Here is a 24,105-nt window from a genome sequence, read left to right on the forward strand (position 1 = left end):
TACTGACTACTGACTACTGACTACTGACTACTGACTACTGACTACTGACTACTGACTACTGACTACTGACTACTGACTACTGACTACTGACTACTTCCCTCCCTCACTCCGCGACAGCACAATGCGGAAGCCAATGTTATCCCTGCGAGTATTCGGCGGCAGAGATAACCGCGCCGAGCTGAGCAATTCATCAGGGTTGGAACTCCGCCAGCTTCCGCCGCGCACCGTGGCAGCAGGCATGTCCTTGTTCACAGGGTTGGATTCGAAATTGGTATCGATCCATTCACTCACATTCCCACCGAGACCGATGAGACCTTTGCTACTGGCGGGAAGCGCGGTCACAGCGGCAAGCGCAGGGAAACGATCATCGAAGCCAGGAATCACGGTGGTGAGTCCACCCATGCGGGCGCCGGCGCTGTCGGCGAAATTATCGGTGCCACGCGGTGGTGGCCACTCGTAGCCCCACGGATACACGCCCCGGATGCGCCCGTTGCGCTCGGCGGGGTCCTTACCTCGCTCCAGTGGCAATCCCACGGCGCGGCTCCATTCTTCGTCCGTGGGCAGACGGTAGGTGTCCGTCGACTGGATGAGCTTCATATCCCGCTCTTTCTTTGTGAGCCATGCGCAAAAGGCGCGTGCCTCATCACGATCCACACCGACCACGGGAAACTGCGCACTCTTCTGCTGAATCTGGCCGGGATAATTCTGCGGACGGCGGGCGTTGGTTGCCTTGGCATACTCGGCAAAGTCACGACGGCGGGTTTCTGTCGAGGCCATGAGCACCTCCCCCACCGGCACGAACTTCACCCCCATGGAGTTTCTCCACTCTCTACCAAATGCCACCGTGCGGCGTTGCACCATGTCCGCATACAGCTCGAGCATTTCATTCTCGGTCACCTCACCGTCCAACACGAGGTCCGTGTAGCCTTCCTGACGCAGCTCAAACTCCACCTCTCCCGTCTTCGCACGGGGAATCTCCAGCGGTGTGATGCCCAGCAGCTCACCTCCCTGGAAGACCTTCACCCCCTCAGGGTCGGTGCGCACAATCACGCTGCCGTATCCCTGGCGCGCCACCCGCAGGAAAAAGGCCTGCCAGTCGCCGGACTCGGCCCGCTCATCTGCGGCACGATCATCGAGCGCGGTATCGTCCGACGTCTCGGCTTCCATATAGGGCAACGTCTCGAGTTCATAGTGATGCTCGTTCGTCATGAAGCCACCATCTCGATCACGATCCGCGAGCCAGTAGCGGAACGCCTCCGCGTCCCCCGATGGCACCACTACGATGTAGGCCGGATCCTTCGTGCCCCGGATCTGGTAGCGCACCACCCTCCCCTCAAAGGGACGTCCCGTATCCTTCAGGAAGGCATCGAAGTACTTCATCTCCACCGGCCGTTCACTCGTGTGGCCGCCTTGCTTCGGCACGAACGTCATCTGCAGGCTGTTTATCCAGCGCTCACCGGGCTGCGGAAGCTTGGAAGGTTCCAGCTTCACTTCATAGGTGGCCGGGCGCTTCTTGTCGGCGATGTGCTCGATCTCGTGAATGCGGAATCCGGCCAGACGGATCTGATAGATGGCCGGCACTCCCTCGGCAGGATCCAGCGGGAGCGGCGTGGTACCGAGTTTCAGGCCATTTGAATAGACTTCCGCATGCGGTGGCTCGGTGCGGATGACCAGAGTCGGCTCCGTCCGGTGAAGGGCGGCCTGCACCTGTTCCTTCTGGCTGTTCCAGAAGATGGCCCCCAGCACCGCCGCACTGGCAATGACCAGCGCCATCATGACTTTTCGCCTGGTGCTGGCGCGCATGGGAAGAGCATCCCCACGCAGGGCCATCGCCATCTGTTGCGCATTCTCGAAGCGTTCCTGGGCTTTGGGGGCGCAGGCACGGCAGATGGCACTATGAAGTCGGCGCCAAAGCTGGATGCCCTCGCCGGACTCCGCCGCCGAGGGCAGGTCAGGGAAGTCGAGCCTGTCCTTTCCGGTGCTGGCCTCATAGAGCACCATGCCCAGGGAAAAGATGTCTGACTGCGGAGTGCCCGGCCCCTCAGGAGCCACGAAACCTTCCGTACCCACAAAGCTGCGCTGCCCCAGCAGGGCCACGAGGCCGATGTCCGCGAGACGGCAGGTGCCGTCAATAAAGACCAAGTTGGAGGGCTTCACATCCCGGTGGATGAGCCCGTTCTCATGCATGAAATGCAGCGCCTCGGCCACGTTGATGCCATGGCGGATGCACTCCTCTGCGCGCAGGCGACCCTGCTTGCGCATGCGGCCCATGAGGGTCAGCGGCTTGTACTTCTCCGCATCAATGTCACGACCAGTGTCCACATCATCCGCCAGCTCCATGATGTAGTAGTAGAAACCCTCCTCATCATTGCGGCCCACCTGCAGCACGGGCACAAGACCGGGATGGCGGCGGGAGACAGGCTCATAACGCTTCAGCGCCTCAAACTCGCGCTCGAAGGCCTCAGGATAGTCATAGTCCGCACGCCACACCACCTTCACCGCACGCAGGGCTCCGGTGACACTGCGAGCCAGCCACACCTCACCATAGGCTCCGCGACCAATGAGACGAAGGGTCTCATGGTCATGGATGCGAGGCCGCGTGCGGTCGCTGGAGGTGGGTGGATTCACGTAGAGAAAGAGCGGAACGTCCCAAGACTAACCCGGCTGCGTTGGACGCTCAATTCGGGTCATCTATTTCCATGTACGTCACACCGACCTCTTTTCCTGTACTGGGATCGAAAGAATGCACGCGCATCTGCTTGAGAATGTAGGCATCCTTGTACTTCTGCCCCTTGCGTACCACGAACTGCTTCACCTTCTTCGCGGAGCGGTCCCAGGCTTCCATCTTCAGCATGGCGCCGCTCTTCTGGTCGATCCACAGGTCCACCCATCCGTACGGACCGCGATTGTCCGGATTCTGAGCTCGTACCAGCCAGCACTTCTGCATGAGGACCTTGGCACTCTCATCCATCAGCTTCGCATTCGGCCAGTAGAGGAAGCGCATGGAGAGGTCCTCGTAGTTGATGGCGCTGCCACGCACGCGTTCGCCATAGAGCGAGGCGGGCATCTCCACCTTTCCGTTGGCATTCACCCGGGTGAGCGTGGTGGAGTTTTCCTTCAAGTCCAGATTGATCGACTCCTTCGGCGGCGCGGTGAAGACGAACCGGATGACATTGTCCGACATCGTGAGGGTGAAGGGATTTTTGATGCCTGATTCATTGTCGCGGAGCTGGCCCTTGAGCTGATTCAGATCCTGGATGGCCTGGCTCAGTCGCACCAGTTTCAAAATGCCGTCACCCGTGGGTTTTGGAGCTCCCTCCTGGCCAGAGGCCGGGCTCAGGGAGAAAAGCGCAGCGCCCAGCATGGCAAGGCCGGAGGTGAAGGTGCGTGCAAAGGAGGTCATGGATCTGGCGGACAAGTGAAAGTTCATGAGGCGCGGCTTTTGACAGTAGGCGGCGGACATCTACTCAAACAGGCAGGCTCCGTCCACCAGTCTGGCCCGGAACTCACGCACCGCCAACGTTTTCTCCCGCCAGGTCTGGTGGGATGCACCGCGCTGCGTCCCCGGCACTCCCGAAGAAACGCAGAACACACCTGGCTCGCGTGTCACGCAGGGCAGAATGGCCCATCAATCCGGATCATCGATTTCCAGATACGTGGGATCGCCCGCTTTCCCTGTGGCCGGATCATAGGCATACACGCGCATCTGTTTGAGGATAAATGCCCCCTGATACCTCTGCCCGCTACGCACCAGGAATTGCTTCACTTTCCTCGGCGATTTGTCCCAAGCCTCCATCTTCAGCATCGCGCCATTGCTCTTGGAAACCCAGAGATCCACCCACTGATACGGACCCCGTCCATCGGGATTCTGCACACGAACCACCCAACACTTGAAGCCCGCGAGGAGCGCATTCTCATCCATCACTTTCGCATTCGGCCAGTACAGGAAGCGCATGGCGAGGTCCTCATAGTTGATGGCCGTGCCCAGCACCGGCTGCGCGTAGAGTGCGGCAGGCATCTCCACTTTTCCGGAGGCATTCACACGAGTGAGCGTGGAGGACGTTTCCTTGAGATCCAGGCTGATGGTTTCTTTGGGCGGACTGGGAAAGACAAAGCGGATGACCTTGTCTGCCATGGTCAGCGTGAAAGGATGCGTCAGGCCGCCTTTCGTACGGAGCTGCCCTTTGAGCTGGTCCAGGTCCTGGGTAGCCTGGCTCATCCGCACCATTTCCAGAATGCCATCGCCCGTGGGTTTTGGAGTACTGCCCTGGGCCGAAGCAGAAGCAAAAGGCAAGAATGGTGCGCTCAACGTGGCAAAACTGAGGGCCAGGGCGCGAACGGAGCGGGTCATCATTCTTGCAGACAAGTGAAAGTTCATGGACGCGGCTTTTGACAGTGGGCCACGAACATCTACTCAAACAGGCACCCGCCGTCCACCAGTACCACCTTCAGTCTGTTCCGGAACCCATGCACCGCCAACGTTTCCTCCTGCCTGCCCTGGTGGTGCTGACGGTGGCGCGGTTTCTTCTCCTGCCCCAGACCGCGCTTTCTGAACTGGAGCAGCGGGTGCTCCAGCACGCACAGGAGGGTCACCTGTGGTATGAGGGCCTCGGCCCGCTGCTGCCGTGGTTGGTGAAAGTGAGCACGTTCGTCTTTGGTGAAGGTGGCTTCGGCGTGCGGTTCTTTGCGCCGTTGCTCATGCTCGGCGCGGGCTGGCTTCTGTGGATGCTGGTGCGGGGACTCTTTGATGCAACCACCGCTTCGTGGGCGCTGCTGGTGTTTCAGATCACACCTGTGGTGAATCTCGCCGCGGTCACCATGACGCACACCTCGCTGGGCATCGCCCTCTCCGTGGGAGTCATGGCGGCGGTGCGGGTGGCGCTGCATCGTGACTACCAGTTTCATCTGCACTGGTGGCTGCTGGCAGCGGCCTTCGCCGTGGTATTTCTGGCAGACTGGCGGATGAGCCTGATCTCCGTGGCCGCTGTCATCAGCATTCTCATCACTTCGCGAGGACGTCGTGCCTTGATGAAATGGCCCGTCCTGCCGGTGCTGGCACTTGCGCTCGGTTTGATGCTGGGATGGTTCCTGTGGTGGAATGGAAAGCACGAGTGGACCGCCTTTGAAGAGTTGCCGGTGAACGCACCAGACTCCTGGTGGCAGAAGCTGCTGGTCGTGCTGATCGCCTTCTCTCCCCTGCTACTGGCCGCCTGTGGATGGGCACTCGTGAAAAGCGCTGTTCCCCGGCCCATGACATATGCGGTGTCTGTCTTACAAGCCTATGCGTGGCCACTGGTACTGCTGGATGTCCTGTGCTGGATGAGCTTCCCCTGGCCCTACGCTGGCATGAGCGCATGGCTCGCACCTTCCATCGCACTGCTGGCCCATGTGTCCGTCAACTACGATGCCGGTCCGATGAAGAAGGTGCGCTGGGTGCGTGCTCTGGTGATTGCACTGGCAGCGCTGCAATCCTTGTGGCTCATGGGTGGCGGACTGCAGCGAGTGCTGGGGCTAGTGTGGTGAGCTGAAGCGCGAAGCGGCAACGTAGCTCGCGAGGCAGGTGGAATCTATCCCCGAACTCCGTTGTCTACGCTTAAATCTCCGGCCCCTCACGTCTCGAGAACGACTTCGAGACGCGTGCCCTTCGCACACCGTAAACACTCGCGAAGGGACTCGCGAGCTACGTGGTGCTCACGCGAGAGCCCCGTTCACTTCATCGGCGCGTACGCTTCCAACTCGGACAGGAACGCAAAGTCCGCCGGGAACTGATCCTGCTGCGAATGTTGGGCCACGAAGGTGACACGGATGTACCGCGCTTTCTTGGGCGCAAATCGCGCTTCCGCGCGGCCATCCTTCTTCGGTGCAAAGTCGTTGCGCCCCACTTCGGTGAAGGTCTTGCCGTCTTCACTGATGGACACTGCGACTGTCTTCGTAGAACCAACATTCGGCGCGCCATACACCACAGCCTGGATTTCCTTCACCGCACCAAGGTCTGCAGTCACCGTCTTGGGGAAGGTGGGCTCTGCGTCGGTGGCGTAGCAGTTGGGTGCATTGTTTCCCCACACGCCATCGGTCAGACCCGGGTCCCAGCCGTAGTTGTTCTTGTGGCTGGAGGTATAGGGCTTGCCGCGCAGGACATTCTCTCCCAACGTTGGATCCACCGGCCAATGCGTGTGAAACGCGGCAGCGGGCAGGCCTTCTTTGTTCCGTAGGTTCGGCTCGGCAACCTGCGACCACGCAAAGCGCACGCGGTCCGGCTTCGCCACCTTCGGGCTGCTGACGATCACGGTTTTGCCGTCGTCGGAAATCTTCACGTCTGCTTGCTGGAATTGACCATCCGTTCCAGCAATCTCAAACCAGTTGGGAGCCTTGCCATCGCGCGTGGTGAGTCCACTGCCGGTGTGCGTGAAGGAAATCACGACGCCCTGATCCGTGACCTTGAAGCCAGAATACAGCGGACCGGAGACGACGACGTTCTTCTTTCCATACGCATCCGCCATGGCCCACAGCAGCAGGCGTCGCGCCACTTCCATCTTCTCCTGAGGGTGGATGTCCTTGGGATTGCCAATGTCATTCGTCACGGCCATGCCGGTGTGCGGTGTCTTCAGAATCTGCTGCTGCGCCCACCAGAACTGCGGAATGGTGTGCACCGCCCCTTCGTGATAGAAGTAAGGAGCAATCTGCACATGGAGGAATGGCGCCTCGGGAGCATTGAACTGCTTGCGCCAGCCCGCGATGAGCGCGTTCTGCTTCGCCGTGTAGGCCATGCCCTCGGCGGAGTTTGACTCACCCTGATACCAGAGGAAGCCGCGCAGGGCAAAGGGAACCATAGGGTGTATCATGGACTGATACAGACCAGTCTCCCCCTGGAAACCGGAAGTCAGGACTGCGGGCGCAGCGGGAATGTCCGGAATGGGCGCCCCGGCACTCGCGGCCTTGTCGGCAGCTTCAGTCCAGGCGCGGACGCTGGCGATGTATTTGGGCATCTGGGCATCGTATTCGGGGAAGCCGGGCTGCCTGCCAACTCGCTGCTTGTAGAGATCTGCCGTTTCCGCGACTTCCTTCAGGCCTTCATCCGCCCACCACGGCTCGATGCGTGAGCCACCCCAGGAGCTGTTGATGACGCCCACCGGCACCTTCAATTCTTCCGTAAGCATCTTGCCAAAGAAGAAGCCGACTGCGGAAAAGTACTGTGCCGTCTCAGGTGTGGCATGCACCCACTGGGCATTCACCGTCTCCTGCCGCTTGTTGCTGGTGCCTTTGGGAATCTGGAAGAGGCGTAGCAGGGGTACCGGGCCCTTCGCGGCTTCGGCCTTGTTTCCCGGCGTCGTGTTGGCGACAGTCCACTCCATGTTGGACTGACCGCTGCACAACCACACTTCACCCACGAGGATGTCAGAGATTTGCTTTGCCGGGAGGCCTTCTTCCGTGGCGCTCAAGACCCGGCCCTCAGCACTGGCGGAAAGAGGATCCAGCGTGACCTGCCAGCGACCATCGGACTTGGCCGTCGTCTTCTTGGTCTGTCCAGCGAAGACGATGGTCACTTCCTTGCCTGGAGTCGCCCTACCCCACACGGGTGCGGGCTTGTCGCGTTGGATCACGGCGCCATTTTGGAAGGGCGGTGCGAGGGTGATTTCAGCGGAGAGCGGTACTGCGAGAGACGCGAGAGTGAGGCAAAAGGCCGGAAAAAGATTTTTGCACGCCATAGGGGTGAGCATCAGAAACGATTTTCCTGCGGCACGCCATAGCTTTCTTCGCGACCTCGGGCTTCTTCAGTGAAGCGAGCCTTACAGTGTTGGAGCCGAGCAGGACAATGCATAGGCCCAAGGAGTGGGAACGCCTCGTTCCCATGGCGACAGGGTCCATGACCGGAAATCACTGAGACACCAGGTTCAACACACATGGGATGCTCGGCACGCACCACGACAAGGAGTAGTGCCCAATGGGAACGAGGCGTTCCCACTCCTTGAGCCTATGCATTGTCCTTCCACATGGACTACCTCAAGCGCATGTGCCACTCCAGATAGCCCACTCTCACTCACTCCCACTCAATGCTCGCCGGCGGCTTCGTGCTGATATCATACAGCACGCGATTCACACCTTTCACGGAGTTGAGAATGCGATTGCTCGTATTGCGCAGCACCTGATACGGAAGCTCCACCCAGTCGGCGGTCATGGCATCTTCGCTGATGACCGCGCGCAAGGAGATAGCCTGCTCGTAGCTGCGTTCGTCACCCTTCACACCCACGGTCTTCACAGGGAGGAGTGCGGCATAGGCCTGCCAGGTCTTTTCATACCAGCCGGACTTGCGCAGCTCTTCCATGAAGATGGCATCGGCCTCGCGCGTCGAGGTGAGGCGCTCTTCCGTGATCTCGCCCGGCACGCGCACAGCGAGGCCAGGTCCGGGGAACGGGTGACGCCACAGGGCGCGGTGCGGGATACCCAGCTCAGCGCCGAGGGCACGCACTTCGTCCTTGAAGAGTTCTGCCAGAGGCTCGATCACACGACCGGCTTCCTTGAGTTCCATCACGCGGTCCACACGGTTGTGGTGCGTCTTGATCTTGGAGGCGATGGAGCCGCTCGTGGCGCTCTCGATCACGTCCGGATACAGTGTGCCCTGCGCGAGCAGTTCCACGTGATCCGCCGCGCCGAAGAAGACATCCAGGAAGAGATTCCCGATGATCTTGCGCTTTTGCTCGGGGTCGGTCACGCCCTTCAGCGCGCCGAGGAACTGTGCGCTGGCGTCCACCACCTCGATGGGCACGCCCACCTCAGCGAACTGGGCCACCACGTCCTCGCGCTCATGTTTGCGCAGCAGGCCGTGATCCACAAAGATGCAGCGCTGCTTGATGCCCGCCTTGTGCAGGAGCACGGCGAGCACGGTGGAGTCCACCCCACCGGAAACACCGCAGAGCACTTCGCGTCCTGCCACTTCCTTGCGGATCTGCTCGAGCATCTGGTTCTTGAAATCCGTGATGCTGAACTTCGCCAGCTTGCCCTTGGCCAGGCTGAGGAAGTTCTCCAGAATCTTCGTGCCCTCGTGGGAGTGGGTCACTTCCGGGTGGAACTGGATGCCGTAGCACGCCTCGCCCCACTGCAGGGCCACCGGCACGCTGTCCTGGTTGGTGGCCACGACCTTGGTGCCCTCCGGGAGGTGCTGCACGGTATCGCTGTGGCTCATCCAGATTTGGGAGTCATGGGACAGCCCTTGGAAAAGGGTGCAGGGCTCACCGGTGATGAGGCGGGCGGGGCCGTACTCACGCGTCACACCGGGCTTCACGGTGCCACCATGCTTGATGTTCAGGAGCTGCATGCCGTAGCACACGCCCAGAACCGGCACTCCAAATGCCTTAAGCTTCTCAAAATCAACGTCAGGCGCATCCTTCTCCGAGGTGCTGCGGGGGCCACCGCTCAGGATGATGGCACCCGGGCCCTTCAGCTCGCCGAGCTTCTCAGGAGCGTAGAGGTGGGACACAAAACCCAGCTCGCGCACACGGCGCACAATCAGCTGGCTGTACTGGGAGCCGTAATCAAGTACTGCGACTTCGCCTTCGGTGGTCATAGATGGAAGGCGAAAGTCATTCGTTCGGATTCGGGCCATGTCAAAGCGGAATCTTGGGGGAGTAGGCTGGGGTGGGCGCGGCAACTGCGGGAAAAGAGCGACTGCGCGTCCTTGGAGACATCCCTCCGGAGAAGACTCCCGCGAAAATCCAAGGCACCTTAACTACTTAATGATGACTTAGCCGCAGATGCGACTCGTAGTTTTTCCGTGCTTGCCAATGTGCCGGTTTTTCGTCAGGTTTGGCGCACCGAGTTCCAAGGGCCAAATCTACCATGGCGGCGAAAGCGATTGCCTTCATCAACTTCAAGGGTGGCGTGGGAAAGACCGCGGCCACCGTGAACATCGGCGCGTGCCTCGCCTACTACCGGCGGAAGCGGGTGCTTATTGTGGATCTGGATGCCCAGTGCAACTCCAGCTTCTGGCTCATGCCGCCTCTCGTGTGGAAGGAGCACATCGGAAATGGGGAGCACTCGACCTATCAGCTTTTCCGGGATGCCATCATGAAGTCGAAGGAGTTCGACTTCGAGAAGGCGGTGCTCAAGGGCATGCCGCGCGCTACGGTGCCGCTCATCAAAGACCTGGACCTGCTGCCAGCAGCAGTGGAGCTCATCAAGGTCGAAGAACAGCTCCAGCAGAACAAACACGCGAAGTTCTACGAATTCGTGGCCAAGGCGCTGAAGCCACAGTACGAGCGGTATGATTACATCCTCTTCGACTGCCCGCCGAACACCTATTCGGTGACAAAGAATGCCCTCTACGCGGCAGACTACTGCGTCATCCCCTACCTGCCGGACTTCCTTTCGCTCTCCGGTTTTCAGATTTTCGCGAAGCTGGTGGATGACATCAGCGAACTTTACTCCTGGCAGAAATCCAGCCGTCACAAGACGAGCATCGCCGCGGTGCTGGTGAGTCACTACCGCACGGGATTGAAGGATCACGACAAGAGCCTCGCTGACCTGCGCATCATGCTCTCCCTGCTGAAGTCCCAGGGACTCGTACATGCCAAGGCCGACCTGCTGGAGCCCCCCATCCGTCTGAGCAAGGACGTGGCGGAGTCCACGAACCAGCATCAGCCGGTCATCCTCACTGCACCCAACAGCATCGGAGCGGCAGACTACCACGACCTCGCCAAGGCCTTCGACGACCACTTCTCCAACCTGCCATGAACGATCTCACTGCACGACTGCGCAAGCTTGCCGCGCTGCTGGAGGAAAAGGGCGCGGAGTTGGAAGGCAAAAGCTGGAACACCGCTGTGACCGGCTTCGGCAAGGCGCTCGCGAAATTCGAGGGCTCTGCCGAAGATGCCGCAAAAGGACTCGCTCCAGGGCTGCGGGATCTGGGCAAGCTCTTCGAATCACCCGACAAGAAATTGCTCGATGAGTCGGTGATGAAGAAGCTCTACAAGGAGATCCTCGACGCCAGAACGCCCAAGGACGTGACCGCCGCGAAGATGCGGGCCGCATTTCTCACCGAAGTGAAGAAGCAAGGAGGCACCGCTGCGAAGAAAGCGCTGAACCTGGCGCAGGAGGTGATCTCCGAACTGAAAGCCCCGAAGGAAAAGCCCTCCAAGGAGGCGGATAAGCTTCGGCTAGAACTGCATCGCCTCGGCATGCTGGCGGATGATGACCAGCGCGAGTATGAGCTGGCAAAACGTTTCAGCGACAAGGCAGATCTCAAGCGCCTGGCGCAGGCTGCGGGCCTGCCGGTGGCGAAGGATGCGAAGAGGCCTGCACTGGCGACTGCCGTGCTGACTGCCGCGAAGCGGGTGGCGGCGCATACGGTGCCGGTCTAGTCAGCAGCCGGTGCAGGGTTCAGAATAACAAACGAACGTATCCACCAGTAGAAAGCTCTTGGGTAAGGAGAATAGGCGACAGCCTCCTTCGGTAGGGTGCTGCTGCGTCGGCACCCTAATCAGGTGGGGCTCGGGGAGGTGCGGAGCGAATGGTGTTGCGTGCCCCCCAAGGTAAAAACACGCAGTTCCACACCACCTCCGCCCACGGAAGTTTGGGTGCCGACGCAGCAGCACCCTACCAGGATCCTGCAAGCGCTTGCCACGCGCTCACAGAATCTTCAACTCAGCTTCCGCTACACCGTAATCCTCAGCCCCACTATCTTCCCATCTAGAATGGTCAGCCGGTGCTTCAGCTCGATGGGACTGCCATCGAAGTTCCCGGATACCATGCCGGTGATGACGCACACGCAGCCGCTGTCTTCTTCCTTGTAGCTGTTAGGTTCGAACATGGGCTGGTACTTTTGGTGGGCTTCTTCGATCCATGCGCGGATGGCGGCAGGGCCGTGGTGTTCATGACCTTCGTCGTGCACCACAGCATCAGGAGCGAAGAGGTCGGCGAAGGCCCCGTACTCCCGAGCGTTCATGTGCAGGACATAGGCGGCGGGCAGCGGCAGGAGCGAGAGGGCAGAGAGGAGCATCATGGCGGTATTCCGGTTGGGTTTCATGACTCACGAGGTGGATTCGCAGGCATTCTCGCCCATCCCACTGACAGCCCTATGTCAGGAGGGGTTTGGGAAATTGCATAACCCAGAAAGTAGTCCGCCGGGCTCCGGCGGGTCAGGTGAGTCCAAACGGCAACGTGACCCCCACCCGGCCATCAGAACCCAGAGTGACCCGGGTCGTCGACACATTCGGAATCTTCGCCGATTGCTGCCACGCCCGGAATGCCGGCATGCTGCCTATCGCCTGCTCCAGTGAAGGGCAAAAGCACCGCCACAACACCGCGCGGATGAAAAACTCATGGCATACCAGCACCGCCTGCTGTGCCTGCCGCTTCTGAAGCCATCGCAAGGTGAACTCCACGCGCTCCATGAAATCCGCGAACGACTCCGCCCCTTCTCCATCGCGATGGTCGGAATGACCACGGCTCCAGAATGCCTCGACCGCATGACGCCGGTCTTCGTTCGTGGTGCCACGCCACTGCGCTGGCGCCAGATACGTGAACTCCTGAATGGGCAGCGTCACTATCTCCACCCGCGGAAAGCGACGCAGCAAGGGTGCCGCAGTCTGCTGTGCCCGGAGAAACGGCGACACCGCGATCACGGATGGCTTGAAAGGAAATGCCCTGCCGAATTCCTCCGCTTGTTGCAGCCCCAGTTCAGTCAACGGAATCGACCCCGGATCCTGTGTAACCAAACCCGCATTCCCCGCGCTCTCCGCGTGCCTGATGAAGAAAGCGTCAAAACCCATGCGCAAATCCACTACCCCACAAACCTCACCTGCATCCCCACAGCCTTCTCCAGCAGGCGGAGGTATTCATCCCGCGGAATCTCCCGTCCGCCAAACATCGCGAGGTGGGGCGTAGTCCACTGGGTGTCGTGAAGGATGAAGCCCTTCTGCTGGAGATGATCCATCAGCCAGATGAGGGAGGCCTTGGACCCGCCGGTGCGGCGGCTGAACATGGACTCGCCGAAGTACGCTCCGCCGATGGCCACGCCGTACAGGCCGCCGATAAGTTCATCCCCCTCCCAGGTCTCCACGGAGTGGGCGTAACCCAGCTTGTGCAGAAGCTCATAGCTCTGCATGATCTCACGGGTGATCCAGGTCTCGCGTCGCTGCGCACAGCCCTGCAGGACCAGGGAAAATGCGGTATTCACCCGGACCTCAAGCTCCCGCTTGGCCAGCTCGGTGCGCGTACTGCGCGGCACCCGGAATTCATCGATGGGCAACACCCCCCGGGGATCTGGGGAGAACCACGAGAGCCGGCCATTTTCCATCCCCATGGGGAAAATGCCGTTGCAGTAGGCGCTGATCAGCAGTCGGGGTTCGAGTGCGGACACGTGTGGATTGGACGGGAAGAGGGACACCTGTGTTTGGTGTCTGGGAGTATGGTGGCGTTGAGTCGATCCCGCAACTTTCTGGATGGGGATGTGTGATGAGATGGGAGTCAGGGGGATGCGGGGACTGCATGAATGGCCGCAAAAGAACGCAAAGGGATTCGGAGGTTAGGGCTTCTGCCCTGACGGTGGGCGTTGGGCCTTCTGGCCCGACAGATGAAGGCCTCACTAGGTTGCGGGTGTGCGGCGCATTGAGTTAGGACGCAGAACAGCTGTTGCTGTCAGGCCAGAAGGCCTAACGCCCACTGTCGGGCCGGAAGGCCCAACCTCCTTCTTGAGATTTCCCTTTCCTCTCCCCTGCCGCGCTCTTTACTCTGGGGCCCCAGCAGCCCATCACCCGTTCCCATGCGCAAAGGCATCTATCCCGGCAGTTTTGATCCCATCACCAATGGTCATCTGGATGTGCTGGCACGGGCGGCACGGCTTTTTGACGAGCTTGTGGTCGCAGTGGCGCGGGACAACCAGAAGGCCAGCCTCTTCACCATGGAGGAACGCGTGGCCATGATTGAGGCCTCGGCGAAGGAGATGGGGCTGGAGAATGTGCGCGTGACCCTTTTCTCGGGTTTGCTTGTAGAGTTCGCCAAGGAACAACAGGCCTGCGCGGTCGTGCGCGGTCTGCGGGCCATCTCCGACTTCGAGTTCGAGTTCCAGATGGCGCTCATGAACCGGAAGCTGGACCCGCAGGTGGAGACGATTTTCCTCACGCCCCGTGAAGAATTGACCTATATCAGCTCACGGATCGTAAAAGAAATAGCAAGACTTGGTGGAGACATCAGCGCCTTTGTGCCCGAAAGTGTGGCCAAGGCGTTGCGCAAGAAGCTCGGCTGAAATGCCCCCTTCCCGCTCTCTCAGAGCCCCTTGTGAATCCCCGACCCTACCTGCCATGAGCCTCCAATTTGACCCGAATACCCTGCCAGGCGACGGCCTGGACATCCAGGGCAGCCTGCCACCCAGCTTCTTTGACCTGGCGGAGAATGACCAGGCACGCCCGGTGACCCCGCTGGAGTACAATCTCCACGTGTCCAAGGACGAAGATGGCGAACTCTTCGTGACCGGGGAGGTCAGCGCCACCTTTGAGCTGCACTGCGGCCGGTGCCTGGAGCCCTTCCAGCTCCGCATCGAGCAGACCGATTTCGCCCACCAGATTCCTATGGAAAATGGTACACCAGACTTGACAAACCTACTAAGGGAGGACATCCTGCTGGCCCTTCCGACCTATCCGCGCTGTGAGACGGGCAACGTAACACCGCGCGAATGTCCGGCAGAGGGCAGATTCGACTCACCCACGGAACCCTCCGGAGACGAAGCTCCCGATGCCTCAGGCAAGAATACGTGGGAGGCCCTCGACCAGCTTACGAACCTTAAGAAAAACTAGACCATGGCCTGTCCGAAACGCAGAAAATCCAAGAGCAAGCAGAAGATGCGCCGCGGCGCCAAGCGCTGGAGCGCTCCCAAACTGCAGTCCTGCTCCTCCTGCGGCACCTCCAAGCCCGGCCACATCGTGTGCCCGTCCTGCGGCTACTACGGCGATCGCCAGGTCGAGACCATCGAAGCGGCAGCCTAAACAGCTCCCCTTTCTCGCAATCCCTTTTAAATCCCTGCAGTGCCACGCGCTGCGGGGATTTTTTGTTGCTCAGGCAGGAGGTTAGGCGTCCTCGCCTGACAGCGGTGGTTGGGCCTCCGGCCTGACCAATCTCACTCGAATACAGAATGACAGTCAGACCAGAGGTCTAACATCCACCGTCAGGCGGGACGCCTAACCTCCTTACCGATCACTTCTTCGCCCCGATGCAGTACGCATACCGATCCGAGCGCAGAAAGACTTGGCCATCGGCTACAGCAGGACTCGCATTGGAAACAGCGTCGTCTCCAGCAATCACATTCGTAGCCAGCACTTCGAACTGCGGCTTCGCAGCGAGCACGACGGTACCAGAAGTACGTCCCACATAGTAGAGACGATCTCCTACCAGCAACGGCGAGGCATACCAGCGATCGCGCTTGGTTGGCATGGGTTGCTCGTAGACCACGTCGCCGGTTTTCGCGTCCATGCAGATGGCGATGCCGCGGGAGTCATTCACGATGTAAAGGTGGCCGTTGTGATACACCGGCGAGCCTACGTTGGAACCCTTCGCCTGTTTCCACAGCACGTGCGTGGCGGTGACATCCCCTTTCCCGCCAGCACGAATGGCCATGGACTGGCTGTTCGGCCCACCGGAGATGTAGATCACACCATCATGCGCCACGATCGTGGGGCACAACTCCGCAGCGCGAATCGCCTGGCAGGACCACAGTTCTTCGCCGGTCTTGGGATTGAAAGCACGCAGCTTGCCGCTGGCATTCACCACGAGTTCATCATGCCCATCCACCTTCATGATTGTGGGCGTGTTCCATGAGGCAGGAAAGCCACTCACGCTCCACACGGTTTTGCCGGTGCGGCGGTCGAGCGCAATGAGAGCATTGCTTTCATGAGCCGCATTCACGATCACGAGATCGCCGTACAGCATGGGTGAGGTACCTACCCCCCACTCGTGCGCCTTTTCTCCGACACTGACTTCCCACACCTTGCGACCGTCCACGGTGAAAGCATGCACACCGGCATTGCCGAGGAAGAAGAACACGCCCTGGCCATCGCTCACCGGCGTGCTGGAGGCATAGCCGTGCATGGTGATGTACTGGCCCTGGTAGGGCTTGTCGGAGTACGGTGACTTCACCTCGTGCTGCCACATGATTTTCCCGTCGCGACGGCTCAGGCAGATGGCGTGGCGCTTGAGATTGGAGAGGTCGCCTGGATCACGCACGTCAGTACCGTAGCCGCTGTAGCTGGTGAGGAAGACTCGGTCGCCGACAACGATGGGGCTGGAGGAGCCGGGACCAGGCAGCTCGGTCTTCCAGAGCAGGTCGCTCTCGCTCCACTTCAGGGGCAGATTCGTGTCTGTCACCACGCCGTTTCCGGTAGGTCCGCGGAACTGGGGCCAGTCCGCAGCGTGCAGGCTGGGCGCGAAGACAGCGCTAAAACCGAGGAAAAGATACAGAAAGTGCTTCATGGAGAGGAACGAGCGCAGGGTTCCCGAAATCAACGGGCGATACCACACCATTTATTTCGCCTCGGCAAAATATACCCGCAAATGCAGGCTAACCTCTAACCCACACGGCGGAGCATCCACTCAAGCGGGCCCGTGCGGAATCGACGCAGGAGCCAGACCGAGCTAAGCGAAGCCAGCAGCAGGAAGCCTACCCCTGTGGCGAGAGCCAAGACGGGTGACACGCTGGTCAGACCGAGCGCATCCACCGCACCCAAGCCGAGAACGATATGCCCGACATACCAGGTGAAAGCGAGGCGGCCCACGGACGACACCGCCTTCAGCAATCGGCTGCCTGGCCAGCGCGCCACGGCAAGGCAACAACTCCCAATGGCAAGAAGCGCAAACCCACCCGCATTCAAAAGAAACAGCGGCAGCGGGGGCATCGAGATGAGGCCGAAGAGAGCGACCGCATCCTCTTGCGAGAGGTCGGGCTGGGGATTCTCAGAGAACCAATCGAGGATCACATGGGAGACGATCCATGAGCCAGTCATCACCAGGAGTCCCCACTTCACGGCGCACCACGCGGTCGACCGCTCACGCCAGTCCCACCGACCCAGCCACACACCGAGGAGCAGTAATCCGGTCCACGGAAACACGGACCGGAAGCCATCATAGAACAGACTGCGGAGAAGTCCCTTCACCGTCCACAGGTGATGATACGTCATGGTACTCCAGTCCCAGTAGGTCTCGTAGTCGATGGTACACAGCAGCACGATGAACACCATCACGAAACCTGCGACACAGAGCAGAAGACGGCTCGAACGCTGGCGGACAAACCACGGTGCAAGGAAAAGGGACACGCCGTAGACACGCAGGATGTCTCCGGGCCAAATGGCCAGATTCAGAAAACCGCAGAGGAGCAGGAAGATGCCACGCCGACGCAGCCTGCGATCCAGAGTGCCCGGGGCATCTCCGGCTGCGGCGGCTTTGCTCACCATCAGCGTGACTCCCATGCCCGCGAGCATCACGAACATGGCCGCCGGGCGCCCATCAAGCACCGCCAGAAGATGCGTGCTCCACTCGGCAGGTGGTGTGTGCTGCGTCATCACGAGGATGAAGTGCACCAGGGTCATGCCGAAGATGGCAAACCCGCGAGCGAGGTCGAAGCCTTCGAGACGTGTGGCAGTTGCCTGCGCGTTCATGCCAGCCAGATCCAAGACAGGAAATGGCTGGCACGTAAAGGGAAGACTTGGTGACGATTACCTACGCCCATCCACCGCGAGCTTCACCTTGTAGAAGCCCGTGCGGGCGGTGATGTAGAGGGTCTGGGTGCCTTTCGCGCCAAAGACGCAATTGGCGGGACCTTCCGGCACTTCAATCTTCGCGAGCGTCTTGCCTTCCGGTGAGAAGACCCAGATGAACTTCTGAGCGGTGACATACAGGTTGCCGCGCTCATCGATGGTCATGCCATCACCACCGCGAGCCTGGCCTTCTTCCATCTTCGCGAAGTCGCGGCCGTTGGTGCAGGCGGCTGTCTTGGGATCGATGTCATAGGCACGCACTTTGTTCGCGCCGTTGTCGCAGACATAGAGGGTCTTCTTGTCGAGCGAGACGATAACGCCGTTGGGCTTCACGCAATCGTCCACCACGCGGGTGATCTTGCCGCCCTGAGCATTGCCCTTGCCGGTGGCGATGTAGTACACCGCTTCCTTGTCCTGCGTCGGCGCTTCCTTGCGGTAGTTGGGGTCAGTGAAGTAGATGCCGCCTTTGCCGTCGAGGTCGAGGTCATTGGGCGCATTGAAGGTGGCGCCGTTATGTTCCTTCGCGATTGCCACCGCTTCGCCAGTACCAACCTGACGGGTGACAAGACGGTTCGTGCCTTCGCAGGCGAGAAGCGCACCGGTGGGTGTAAACATCAACCCATTCGCGCCCCCGGTATTCTCACGATGCACCGAAATCTGACCGGAGGCAGGATCGTAGATGTGGATGCGGTTGTTCGGGATGTCCGTGAAGAAGATGCGGCCATCGATCGCGAGTGCAGGCCCTTCGGTGAATTTGAAGCCACCCTGCACGAGTTCCACCTTGGCATCCGCTGGCACGGGCGCCGCTTGAGAATCCTGTGCCTTGGTTGCACGTGTGAGGTCCTCCGCCTTGGGGTTCTCCAGGATGCGGATGTTGCGCCACTTTACGGACATGGGCGTGGTCTCCTTCCCCACCCCATGCACTTGCAGGGCGATGAAGCCCTTCGGCGTCATGCTGTCCTTCAGGTCACCGGCAGGCACACCATTCAGGAAGGTGCGCAGATGGTCACCATTCGCCTCGATGCGCACGCGATTCCAGGCGTCGCGCTTGAAAGCGTAGCGCGCGGGGTCATTCGCTTCGAGATTGTTCAGCCAACCGCGCCGCCCTTCTTCATAGATACCGCCGGTCCATGCGCGATCACTCGGGTCGAGTTCAAACTGCAACCCATGCACGCGGCCATTCTGGTAGTCCGCCTTCGACTCAGAGCGGAACTGGATGCCACTGTTCAGCCGCGAGTCGACCATGACCTCCAGCTCAAGAATGAAGTTCCCGTAGTCCTTCTCGGTGCAGAGGAAGGAGTTCGGCGTGTCTGGCACACTGGTGCCCACGATGGCCTCGTCCACGATTTCATACTTCGCGGTGCCACCGAGTTGTTTCCATCCGTTGAGGGTCTTGCCGTCGAAGAGGGGAACGAAATCGGCGGCGTGGATGGCTGCGGGCGAGAGGAGGAATGCGAGGAGGCAGGTGCGGAGGTTCATGCGAGAGATAGAGGACGGCGATTGCGTGAAAAGAGAACGCCCTTCATGGATGGGTGTTTCCACCCCGGCGTATTTTTCGCAGACTTTGCGATGTGCTACTCCATCGTATTCACGACTTACGAGCAGTCAGCGCTTGTTCAGAAGTCCCACTCCACGACCACCTTCTCCTCCATGCCGGTCTTCCAGGATGCGAAGGTCCACCCGCAGCACGCCCAGCCTCTCCTCGCCACGCCGTGCGCGTCCTTGACAGAGATGCGAAACACCCTTCGCTGCGCGGTGGCCCAGAAGAATGGCCCGCGCAGGAAGACACGCAGATCTGCTGATTCGATCGTGAGCTCCTGAGATTGCGCCCAGCGATTCAGCAGTTCACGAGCGTGCCCGGATTCAAACATAGTCCAAATTCAAGAATCCCACTTCACGACGACCTTCACCTCCATACCTGACGTGATAAACGTCCCACAGCACGCCCAGCCCTGCCGGAGAGTACCGCTTTCTTTGTCCGTCACGGCGATGCGAAATACCGCCTTGCCTTGGTCCGCGAGCCAAAAGGGGCCTCTCCAAAATCCGCAACGCTTTGCTGAAACAAGAAGAATCCCCTCGTCCTTTGCCCACGCATCCAGCATGCTTCGTCCGCTTGCCTCTTGCCTCCGTATGATCAGGAAGACGACTGCAATGGCGACCAGGATGAAGATGGTCGTTGTGACAGGGGAATTCATGAACAGAAATGTACTTCACGCGTCCCTTCGCGGGTCGATTTCTAAAGAGGAAACCCTCGCGAAGGGACTCGCGAGCTACATTCGACTACCCCACCACATTCTGCGGTTTTCCATCCAGAAACGCCTTCACATTCTGCGTCGCCACACTGATGAGCCTCTGACGCGCTTCCTTGCTCGCCCAGGCGATGTGCGGGGTGATGTAGCAATTCTTCGCGGTGAGCAATGGATCATCCGCAGGCGGAGGCTCGGCGGAGAGGACATCGAGACCAGCCCCTGCGAGACGCCCCTCATTCAATGCAACAGCCAGCTCAGCTTCATTCACCAGTGGACCGCGAGCGGTGTTGATGAGCAAGGCACTGGGTTTCATCTTCGCGATGTTCTGCGCATTGATGATGTGCTTCGTATCTTCCGTCAGCGGGCAGTGAAGGGAGAGGACATCCGACTGCGCGAACACTTCTTCCTGGGATGCGGGAGTCACGCCTTCAATCGGAGCTTCTTTCCAGGTGCGGCGATTCGCGATGACCTTCATGCCGAGAGCGAGCGCAATCTTGGCCACGCCTTCGCCGATGGTGCCGTAACCCAAGATACCGAGGGTGCGCCCACTGAGCTCCACCAGGGTCCCGTCCCAGTAGCAGAAATCCGGGCACTGGCTCCAGCGTCCATCGCGCACGGTCTGCGCATGGTGTCCCACGCGATGCGTGAGCTCCAGCAGCAGCGCGAACACAGTCTGCGCAACGGAAGGCGTGCTGTAGCCCGGCACATTCGTCACTGTGATACCGCACTCCTTCGCAGCGGCGACGTCCACCACATTGTAGCCGGTGGCGAGCACGCCAATGTACTTGAGCTTCGGCAGGGAGCGGATGGTGTCGCCGCTGAGCACGGTCTTGTTGGTAATCACCAGCTCGGCATCCTGCGCGCGCACGAGCACCTCAGCAGGCGCGGTGCGGTCATGAAAGGTGCAGTCGGCCAGGGATTCCAGTCCGGCCCAGGAGAGATCGCCGGGGTTGGCGGTGAAAGCATCGAGGATGGTGAGGCGCATGCGCAGAAGGGAGCGTGGAGGGCAATGGAGGGCAAGTGATTCTGCATATTCCCCGCAGGGATGTTTCGCGTTTGCACGCGGCTGGCCCCACCTTGCCAAAATGCAGTGGTGAAGTTGCGGGCACGGCCACGGTGTCTAGCATCGCGGTCCATGAAAACTATCGCTCTGCGCACCTCATCTTCATGGATCGCACGCCTTGCCTGCGTGATCGCTCTCACTGGCTTTGCCATTCCCGCCTTCTCCGCGGACCCGGCCAACAAGCTCTGCCCCATCATGACGGATGACGAGGTGGATGCAGAATACATTGTGCAATCCGGCGGCGTGCCCGTGGGCCTGTGCTGCGGCAAGTGCGACAAGCTCTGGAAGAAAAACGAGAAGTACTACATCAAGGCAGGCCTGGAGCTTGGCCTGCTGCCACAGTTCAAAGGCAAGGAAGCAGAACTCGGCCTCGACAAGGTGGAACTGCTCCCACAGCGCTTCTGCCCCATCAATGACAAGAACATCGTCACTCCCGACAGTCCCTCCGTGGAGTACAAGGGTGTGAAGGTCTACTTCTACAACGAAGCCGCGCTGAAGAAGTGGGAAGCCGCTCCGGATGCGGCCGCGGAAAAGGCTATCAAGGCGGGCTTGCTGCCGCAACTGGCGGGCAAGTAGTCGATAGTCTAGAGTTGATGGTTGATAGCCTGAGAGGTGCTGGACGAAGAAGGGCTCATAGAATCCGACACACAAACGTCGAAACCCCAGTTCTCCTCAAGCCATCAACTTTCAACCATAGACCATCAACTCCCTACAGCTTCTCCGGCGTCTGCAGCAGCGCCGCCACGCGATTGAGCAGACGTCCAGCGCCACCACCATCCAGGATGCGGTGGTCGAAGCTCAAGGTGAGCGCAGCTTCCGTCACGGGGATGAAGGTGCCCACTTCATCACTCCAGCGCGGCACCTTGCTACCGGCACCAAGGCCGAGCACGAGGTTCTGCTCGGGCAGCGGGATGGGTGTGGCCCAGGTGATGCCGAAGGTGCCGAAGTTCGTCACTGTGGCGATGCCAGGGCGTTTGCTATCGACAGGGAGACGACGCACGCGGGCCTTTTCCACGAGTTCGTTGTAGGGAGCCACGAGGGCGGAGAGTGGTTTCTGCTCCACCTCACGCAACACAGGAACCATCACACCATCGTCCACTTCCACGGCGAATCCGATGTCGATGGCGCTGGGGTGCACGATGCGATTCCCCACGAGGCGGCCAGCCACCGCCGTGTTTTCCGCAAGAGCCAGGGCGAGCGCACGGACGGCATACAGGGCCGGGCCGGGTTTGGGATTGGCCTTCTTACGATGCACCAGCAGCGGATCCAGCACCACGGAAATGCCCACGGTGGCAAGCGGGCGGGTCCAGCTGCGGCGCATGGAGTCCGCCACGGCGATACGCATGGGCGAGGCCTTTGTCATGCGATGCGCCTCAAGTGAACGCAGGAATTGCTCAAAGTCTTCCACCGTCACGCGCCCCCCTGCCCCACTGCCTGCCACGGCGGAGAGGTCAGCGGCATTCAGGCCCATCTCATTCATGCGGGCACGCATGCGCGCGGAAATGTACGTGGCACCCGCCGCACCGGCAGGCACGGGAAGGCCACCCACCACCGGCTCCACGGTCGGCTGCCGCTCGTGAATCGTGCTGTGGTCATCCACGGCGAAGTGCACGTTCGCAGTGTCGGAGCCATTGGCGCCTTCGGACTTGGACTGCGTCACGGGTCCGGTGATGGAGCGCTGATCGGCAAACCCCATGGCCTTTGCATCTTCCTCGCTCACGAGCAGGGCACCCAGGGTCGCGCCCACAGCGTAGCTGGTTTGCGGTGTGGCGGTGACCTCCCCCACGGCACCGGAGCACGGGGCCGTCACGGTCATCACCGCCTTGCTGGTCTCCACTTCAAAGATGTCCTCCCCGGCCTCCACCTTGGCACCCGGCTCAATGAGCACGCGCACGATGGTAGCCTCGGCAATGCTTTCGCCGAGCTGGGGCATGAGAATCGGAATGGATGGCATGTGAAAAGGGTGAAGGGAGGAAGCAGGGACAAGCTGGCGAGCGTCTGCGCGAGGGCAAGATGAGAAGTGAGCGACTCACCTTGTCGCCGCACTCTTATACCACGGAGGAGAAGGACGGGAAACGCCGGTTCTTGGTCCTTGGTTCGTGGTTTGGATGGCCCGGACCTACGGGTGCGGGGTCGACGAATGAGGCACCCCCCTGAACCAACCAAGAACTAGGAACCGCAACACCCCCTACTTCTTCACCTTCTTATCAATGAGGTCCACCAACTCACCCACGTTCTTCAGGTAGGCCATTTCAGAGGTGGAGAATCGTACCTTGAACTCGGCCTCGACCTCCAGCATGAGGGTCACGTGCTGCACAGAGTCCCACGCCTCGATGTCCTGCGCAGTCGTTTCACGGGTCAGCACGATGCTGTCGTCCTCGAAGATGTTATGGAAGACCTGTTCCAGGCGGGCGAGTGTGTCCATGAGGCTTGTTCGCTAGACGCGGACCGGAAGCTTGCAAAGGAGAAAGATGATCACGTGCGCGCGGCAGGAGCATCGCACCAAGCAAGGAAGCACAGGCCTCGGAAACCTGGGTGTCCACGGGACGATCTGTGGGGAGCTCCCCCGTGGTCCGCGCCTGCATGGCAAATCTTGTAAGCCATCCCTCCATATTGAGGAACCATTGCTGCACCTCCGTCTGGCACTCTGGCGGCAGTGTGAACAGATCCACCACCGCCACCACGGCCGGACCAATGGCGCCGGGCTCCTTGGAAGACGTGGAAAAGTAGTGATTCATCAACTGCGTGCGGAAGGCAAAAGTCTCCGCCTCGCTCTCGATGGCCGCCATGCGCTCATTCATTTTCGCGCGATCTTGGCCAAGCACCTCGGCAATCAGGTTTCCCTTCGTTGGGAAATGGTAGTGCAGGCTCGCGGTGCTGATGCCCACCTCGTCACTGACATCGCGCACGCTGAACCCATTGCATCCGCGTGTCTGGAGAAGACGGCGGGCGGCGTCGATGATTTCGCTCTTGGTAATGTCTCTGGGACGGGCCATGACGGGAAACGAGGAGTCTATCGACTAGTAGACAGACTTGTCAAAATTCAAGTTCAGATGCT

General features: G+C 60.2%; 24 protein-coding genes. 7 read left to right on the forward strand and 17 right to left on the reverse strand.

The window, feature by feature from the left end:
• Positions 1 to 90: 90 nt before the first annotated feature.
• From DES53_RS25360 to DES53_RS25370, 3 genes are all read right to left on the reverse strand, one after another.
• Positions 91 to 2,628 carry a bifunctional serine/threonine-protein kinase/formylglycine-generating enzyme family protein gene (locus DES53_RS25360; protein WP_113961141.1) on the reverse strand — a complete coding sequence of 846 codons (2,538 nt, stop codon included), beginning with the start codon at positions 2,626 to 2,628 and terminating at the stop codon, positions 91 to 93.
• A gap of 49 nt (positions 2,629 to 2,677) precedes the next feature.
• Positions 2,678 to 3,403: an outer membrane lipoprotein-sorting protein gene (locus DES53_RS25365; protein ID WP_170157394.1), complete on the reverse strand. Its 726-nt coding sequence runs from the start codon at positions 3,401 to 3,403 to the stop codon at positions 2,678 to 2,680.
• 225 nt (positions 3,404 to 3,628) lie between these two features.
• Entirely contained in the window at positions 3,629 to 4,294 is a 666-nt protein-coding gene (locus DES53_RS25370; protein ID WP_170157395.1) for an outer membrane lipoprotein-sorting protein, read from the reverse strand.
• Positions 4,295 to 4,467: 173 nt separating this feature from the next.
• Between DES53_RS25370 and DES53_RS25375 the strand changes: the two genes are divergently transcribed.
• Positions 4,468 to 5,523 (forward strand): glycosyltransferase family 39 protein, encoded by a 1,056-nt coding sequence (locus tag DES53_RS25375; RefSeq protein ID WP_113961144.1) that lies wholly within the window; start codon positions 4,468 to 4,470, stop codon positions 5,521 to 5,523.
• Between the two features lie 185 nt (positions 5,524 to 5,708).
• On the opposite strand, the gene DES53_RS25380 is transcribed toward DES53_RS25375, so the two are convergent.
• Both DES53_RS25380 and guaA read right to left on the reverse strand, forming a co-directional pair.
• On the reverse strand, positions 5,709 to 7,601 hold the full coding sequence (locus tag DES53_RS25380) for a sialate O-acetylesterase (protein WP_170157396.1): 1,893 nt from the start codon (positions 7,599 to 7,601) through the stop codon (positions 5,709 to 5,711).
• Positions 7,602 to 8,038: 437 nt separating this feature from the next.
• The gene (guaA, locus tag DES53_RS25385) at positions 8,039 to 9,562 is read right to left on the reverse strand and encodes a glutamine-hydrolyzing GMP synthase (protein ID WP_113961146.1); all 1,524 of its coding nucleotides are present in this window, start codon (positions 9,560 to 9,562) and stop codon (positions 8,039 to 8,041) included.
• A 272-nt stretch (positions 9,563 to 9,834) separates the two neighbouring features.
• Here guaA and DES53_RS25390 point away from each other — a divergent pair, with 272 nt between their 5' ends.
• Together DES53_RS25390 and DES53_RS25395 are read left to right on the forward strand one after the other, a co-directional pair.
• Positions 9,835 to 10,728 carry a ParA family protein gene (locus tag DES53_RS25390; protein ID WP_113961147.1) on the forward strand — a complete coding sequence of 298 codons (894 nt, stop codon included), beginning with the start codon at positions 9,835 to 9,837 and terminating at the stop codon, positions 10,726 to 10,728.
• Positions 10,725 to 11,354, forward strand: coding sequence for a hypothetical protein (locus tag DES53_RS25395; RefSeq protein ID WP_113961148.1), 630 nt, complete (start codon positions 10,725 to 10,727; stop codon positions 11,352 to 11,354). Before DES53_RS25390 ends, DES53_RS25395 begins: the two co-directional genes overlap by 4 nt.
• A gap of 293 nt (positions 11,355 to 11,647) precedes the next feature.
• Here DES53_RS25395 and DES53_RS25400 read toward each other — a convergent pair whose 3' ends face one another.
• From DES53_RS25400 to aat, 3 genes are all read right to left on the reverse strand, one after another.
• Entirely contained in the window at positions 11,648 to 12,019 is a 372-nt protein-coding gene (locus DES53_RS25400; RefSeq protein WP_113961149.1) for a nuclear transport factor 2 family protein, read from the reverse strand.
• Positions 12,020 to 12,131: 112 nt separating this feature from the next.
• Entirely contained in the window at positions 12,132 to 12,764 is a 633-nt protein-coding gene (locus tag DES53_RS25405) for a histidine phosphatase family protein (RefSeq protein ID WP_113961150.1), read from the reverse strand.
• Positions 12,765 to 12,775: 11 nt separating this feature from the next.
• Complete coding sequence (aat, locus tag DES53_RS25410; protein WP_245958263.1) at positions 12,776 to 13,354, reverse strand: leucyl/phenylalanyl-tRNA--protein transferase; 579 nt, start codon at positions 13,352 to 13,354, stop codon at positions 12,776 to 12,778.
• Positions 13,355 to 13,756: 402 nt separating this feature from the next.
• Between aat and coaD the strand changes: the two genes are divergently transcribed.
• The 3 genes from coaD to rpmF are packed head-to-tail and all read left to right on the forward strand — an operon-like array spanning position 13,757 to position 14,975.
• Complete coding sequence (gene coaD / locus DES53_RS25415; protein WP_113961151.1) at positions 13,757 to 14,239, forward strand: pantetheine-phosphate adenylyltransferase; 483 nt, start codon at positions 13,757 to 13,759, stop codon at positions 14,237 to 14,239.
• A gap of 55 nt (positions 14,240 to 14,294) precedes the next feature.
• A complete protein-coding gene (locus DES53_RS25420; protein ID WP_170157397.1) occupies positions 14,295 to 14,786 on the forward strand; it encodes a YceD family protein in 492 nt (163 codons plus the stop codon).
• 3 nt (positions 14,787 to 14,789) lie between these two features.
• The gene (rpmF, locus tag DES53_RS25425; RefSeq protein WP_113961153.1) at positions 14,790 to 14,975 is read left to right on the forward strand and encodes a 50S ribosomal protein L32; all 186 of its coding nucleotides are present in this window, start codon (positions 14,790 to 14,792) and stop codon (positions 14,973 to 14,975) included.
• 208 nt (positions 14,976 to 15,183) lie between these two features.
• Here rpmF and DES53_RS25430 read toward each other — a convergent pair whose 3' ends face one another.
• From DES53_RS25430 to DES53_RS25455, 6 genes are all read right to left on the reverse strand, one after another.
• Entirely contained in the window at positions 15,184 to 16,455 is a 1,272-nt protein-coding gene (locus DES53_RS25430) for a PQQ-binding-like beta-propeller repeat protein (protein ID WP_170157398.1), read from the reverse strand.
• 95 nt (positions 16,456 to 16,550) lie between these two features.
• A complete protein-coding gene (locus DES53_RS25435) occupies positions 16,551 to 17,636 on the reverse strand; it encodes a DUF418 domain-containing protein (protein ID WP_147263612.1) in 1,086 nt (361 codons plus the stop codon).
• Positions 17,637 to 17,693: 57 nt separating this feature from the next.
• Positions 17,694 to 19,214, reverse strand: coding sequence for an SMP-30/gluconolactonase/LRE family protein (locus tag DES53_RS25440; RefSeq protein ID WP_113961156.1), 1,521 nt, complete (start codon positions 19,212 to 19,214; stop codon positions 17,694 to 17,696).
• 137 nt (positions 19,215 to 19,351) lie between these two features.
• On the reverse strand, positions 19,352 to 19,606 hold the full coding sequence (locus tag DES53_RS25445) for a hypothetical protein (protein ID WP_113961157.1): 255 nt from the start codon (positions 19,604 to 19,606) through the stop codon (positions 19,352 to 19,354).
• A gap of 9 nt (positions 19,607 to 19,615) precedes the next feature.
• Positions 19,616 to 19,930: a hypothetical protein gene (locus DES53_RS25450; RefSeq protein ID WP_113961158.1), complete on the reverse strand. Its 315-nt coding sequence runs from the start codon at positions 19,928 to 19,930 to the stop codon at positions 19,616 to 19,618.
• 85 nt (positions 19,931 to 20,015) lie between these two features.
• Complete coding sequence (locus DES53_RS25455; protein ID WP_113961159.1) at positions 20,016 to 20,969, reverse strand: D-2-hydroxyacid dehydrogenase; 954 nt, start codon at positions 20,967 to 20,969, stop codon at positions 20,016 to 20,018.
• 150 nt (positions 20,970 to 21,119) lie between these two features.
• Here DES53_RS25455 and DES53_RS25460 point away from each other — a divergent pair, with 150 nt between their 5' ends.
• Positions 21,120 to 21,623 (forward strand): hypothetical protein, encoded by a 504-nt coding sequence (locus DES53_RS25460; RefSeq protein ID WP_113961160.1) that lies wholly within the window; start codon positions 21,120 to 21,122, stop codon positions 21,621 to 21,623.
• Between the two features lie 133 nt (positions 21,624 to 21,756).
• Here DES53_RS25460 and DES53_RS25465 read toward each other — a convergent pair whose 3' ends face one another.
• From DES53_RS25465 to DES53_RS25475, 3 genes are all read right to left on the reverse strand, one after another.
• Positions 21,757 to 23,001: a 2-oxo acid dehydrogenase subunit E2 gene (locus DES53_RS25465; protein WP_113961161.1), complete on the reverse strand. Its 1,245-nt coding sequence runs from the start codon at positions 22,999 to 23,001 to the stop codon at positions 21,757 to 21,759.
• Positions 23,002 to 23,235: 234 nt separating this feature from the next.
• Entirely contained in the window at positions 23,236 to 23,472 is a 237-nt protein-coding gene (locus tag DES53_RS25470; RefSeq protein WP_113961162.1) for an acyl carrier protein, read from the reverse strand.
• On the reverse strand, positions 23,435 to 24,043 hold the full coding sequence (locus DES53_RS25475) for a TetR/AcrR family transcriptional regulator (protein ID WP_113961163.1): 609 nt from the start codon (positions 24,041 to 24,043) through the stop codon (positions 23,435 to 23,437). Before DES53_RS25475 ends, DES53_RS25470 begins: the two co-directional genes overlap by 38 nt.
• Positions 24,044 to 24,105 lie beyond the last annotated feature (62 nt).

Source organism: Roseimicrobium gellanilyticum (genome assembly GCF_003315205.1).
Taxonomy (GTDB): Bacteria; Verrucomicrobiota; Verrucomicrobiia; order Verrucomicrobiales; family Verrucomicrobiaceae; genus Roseimicrobium; species Roseimicrobium gellanilyticum.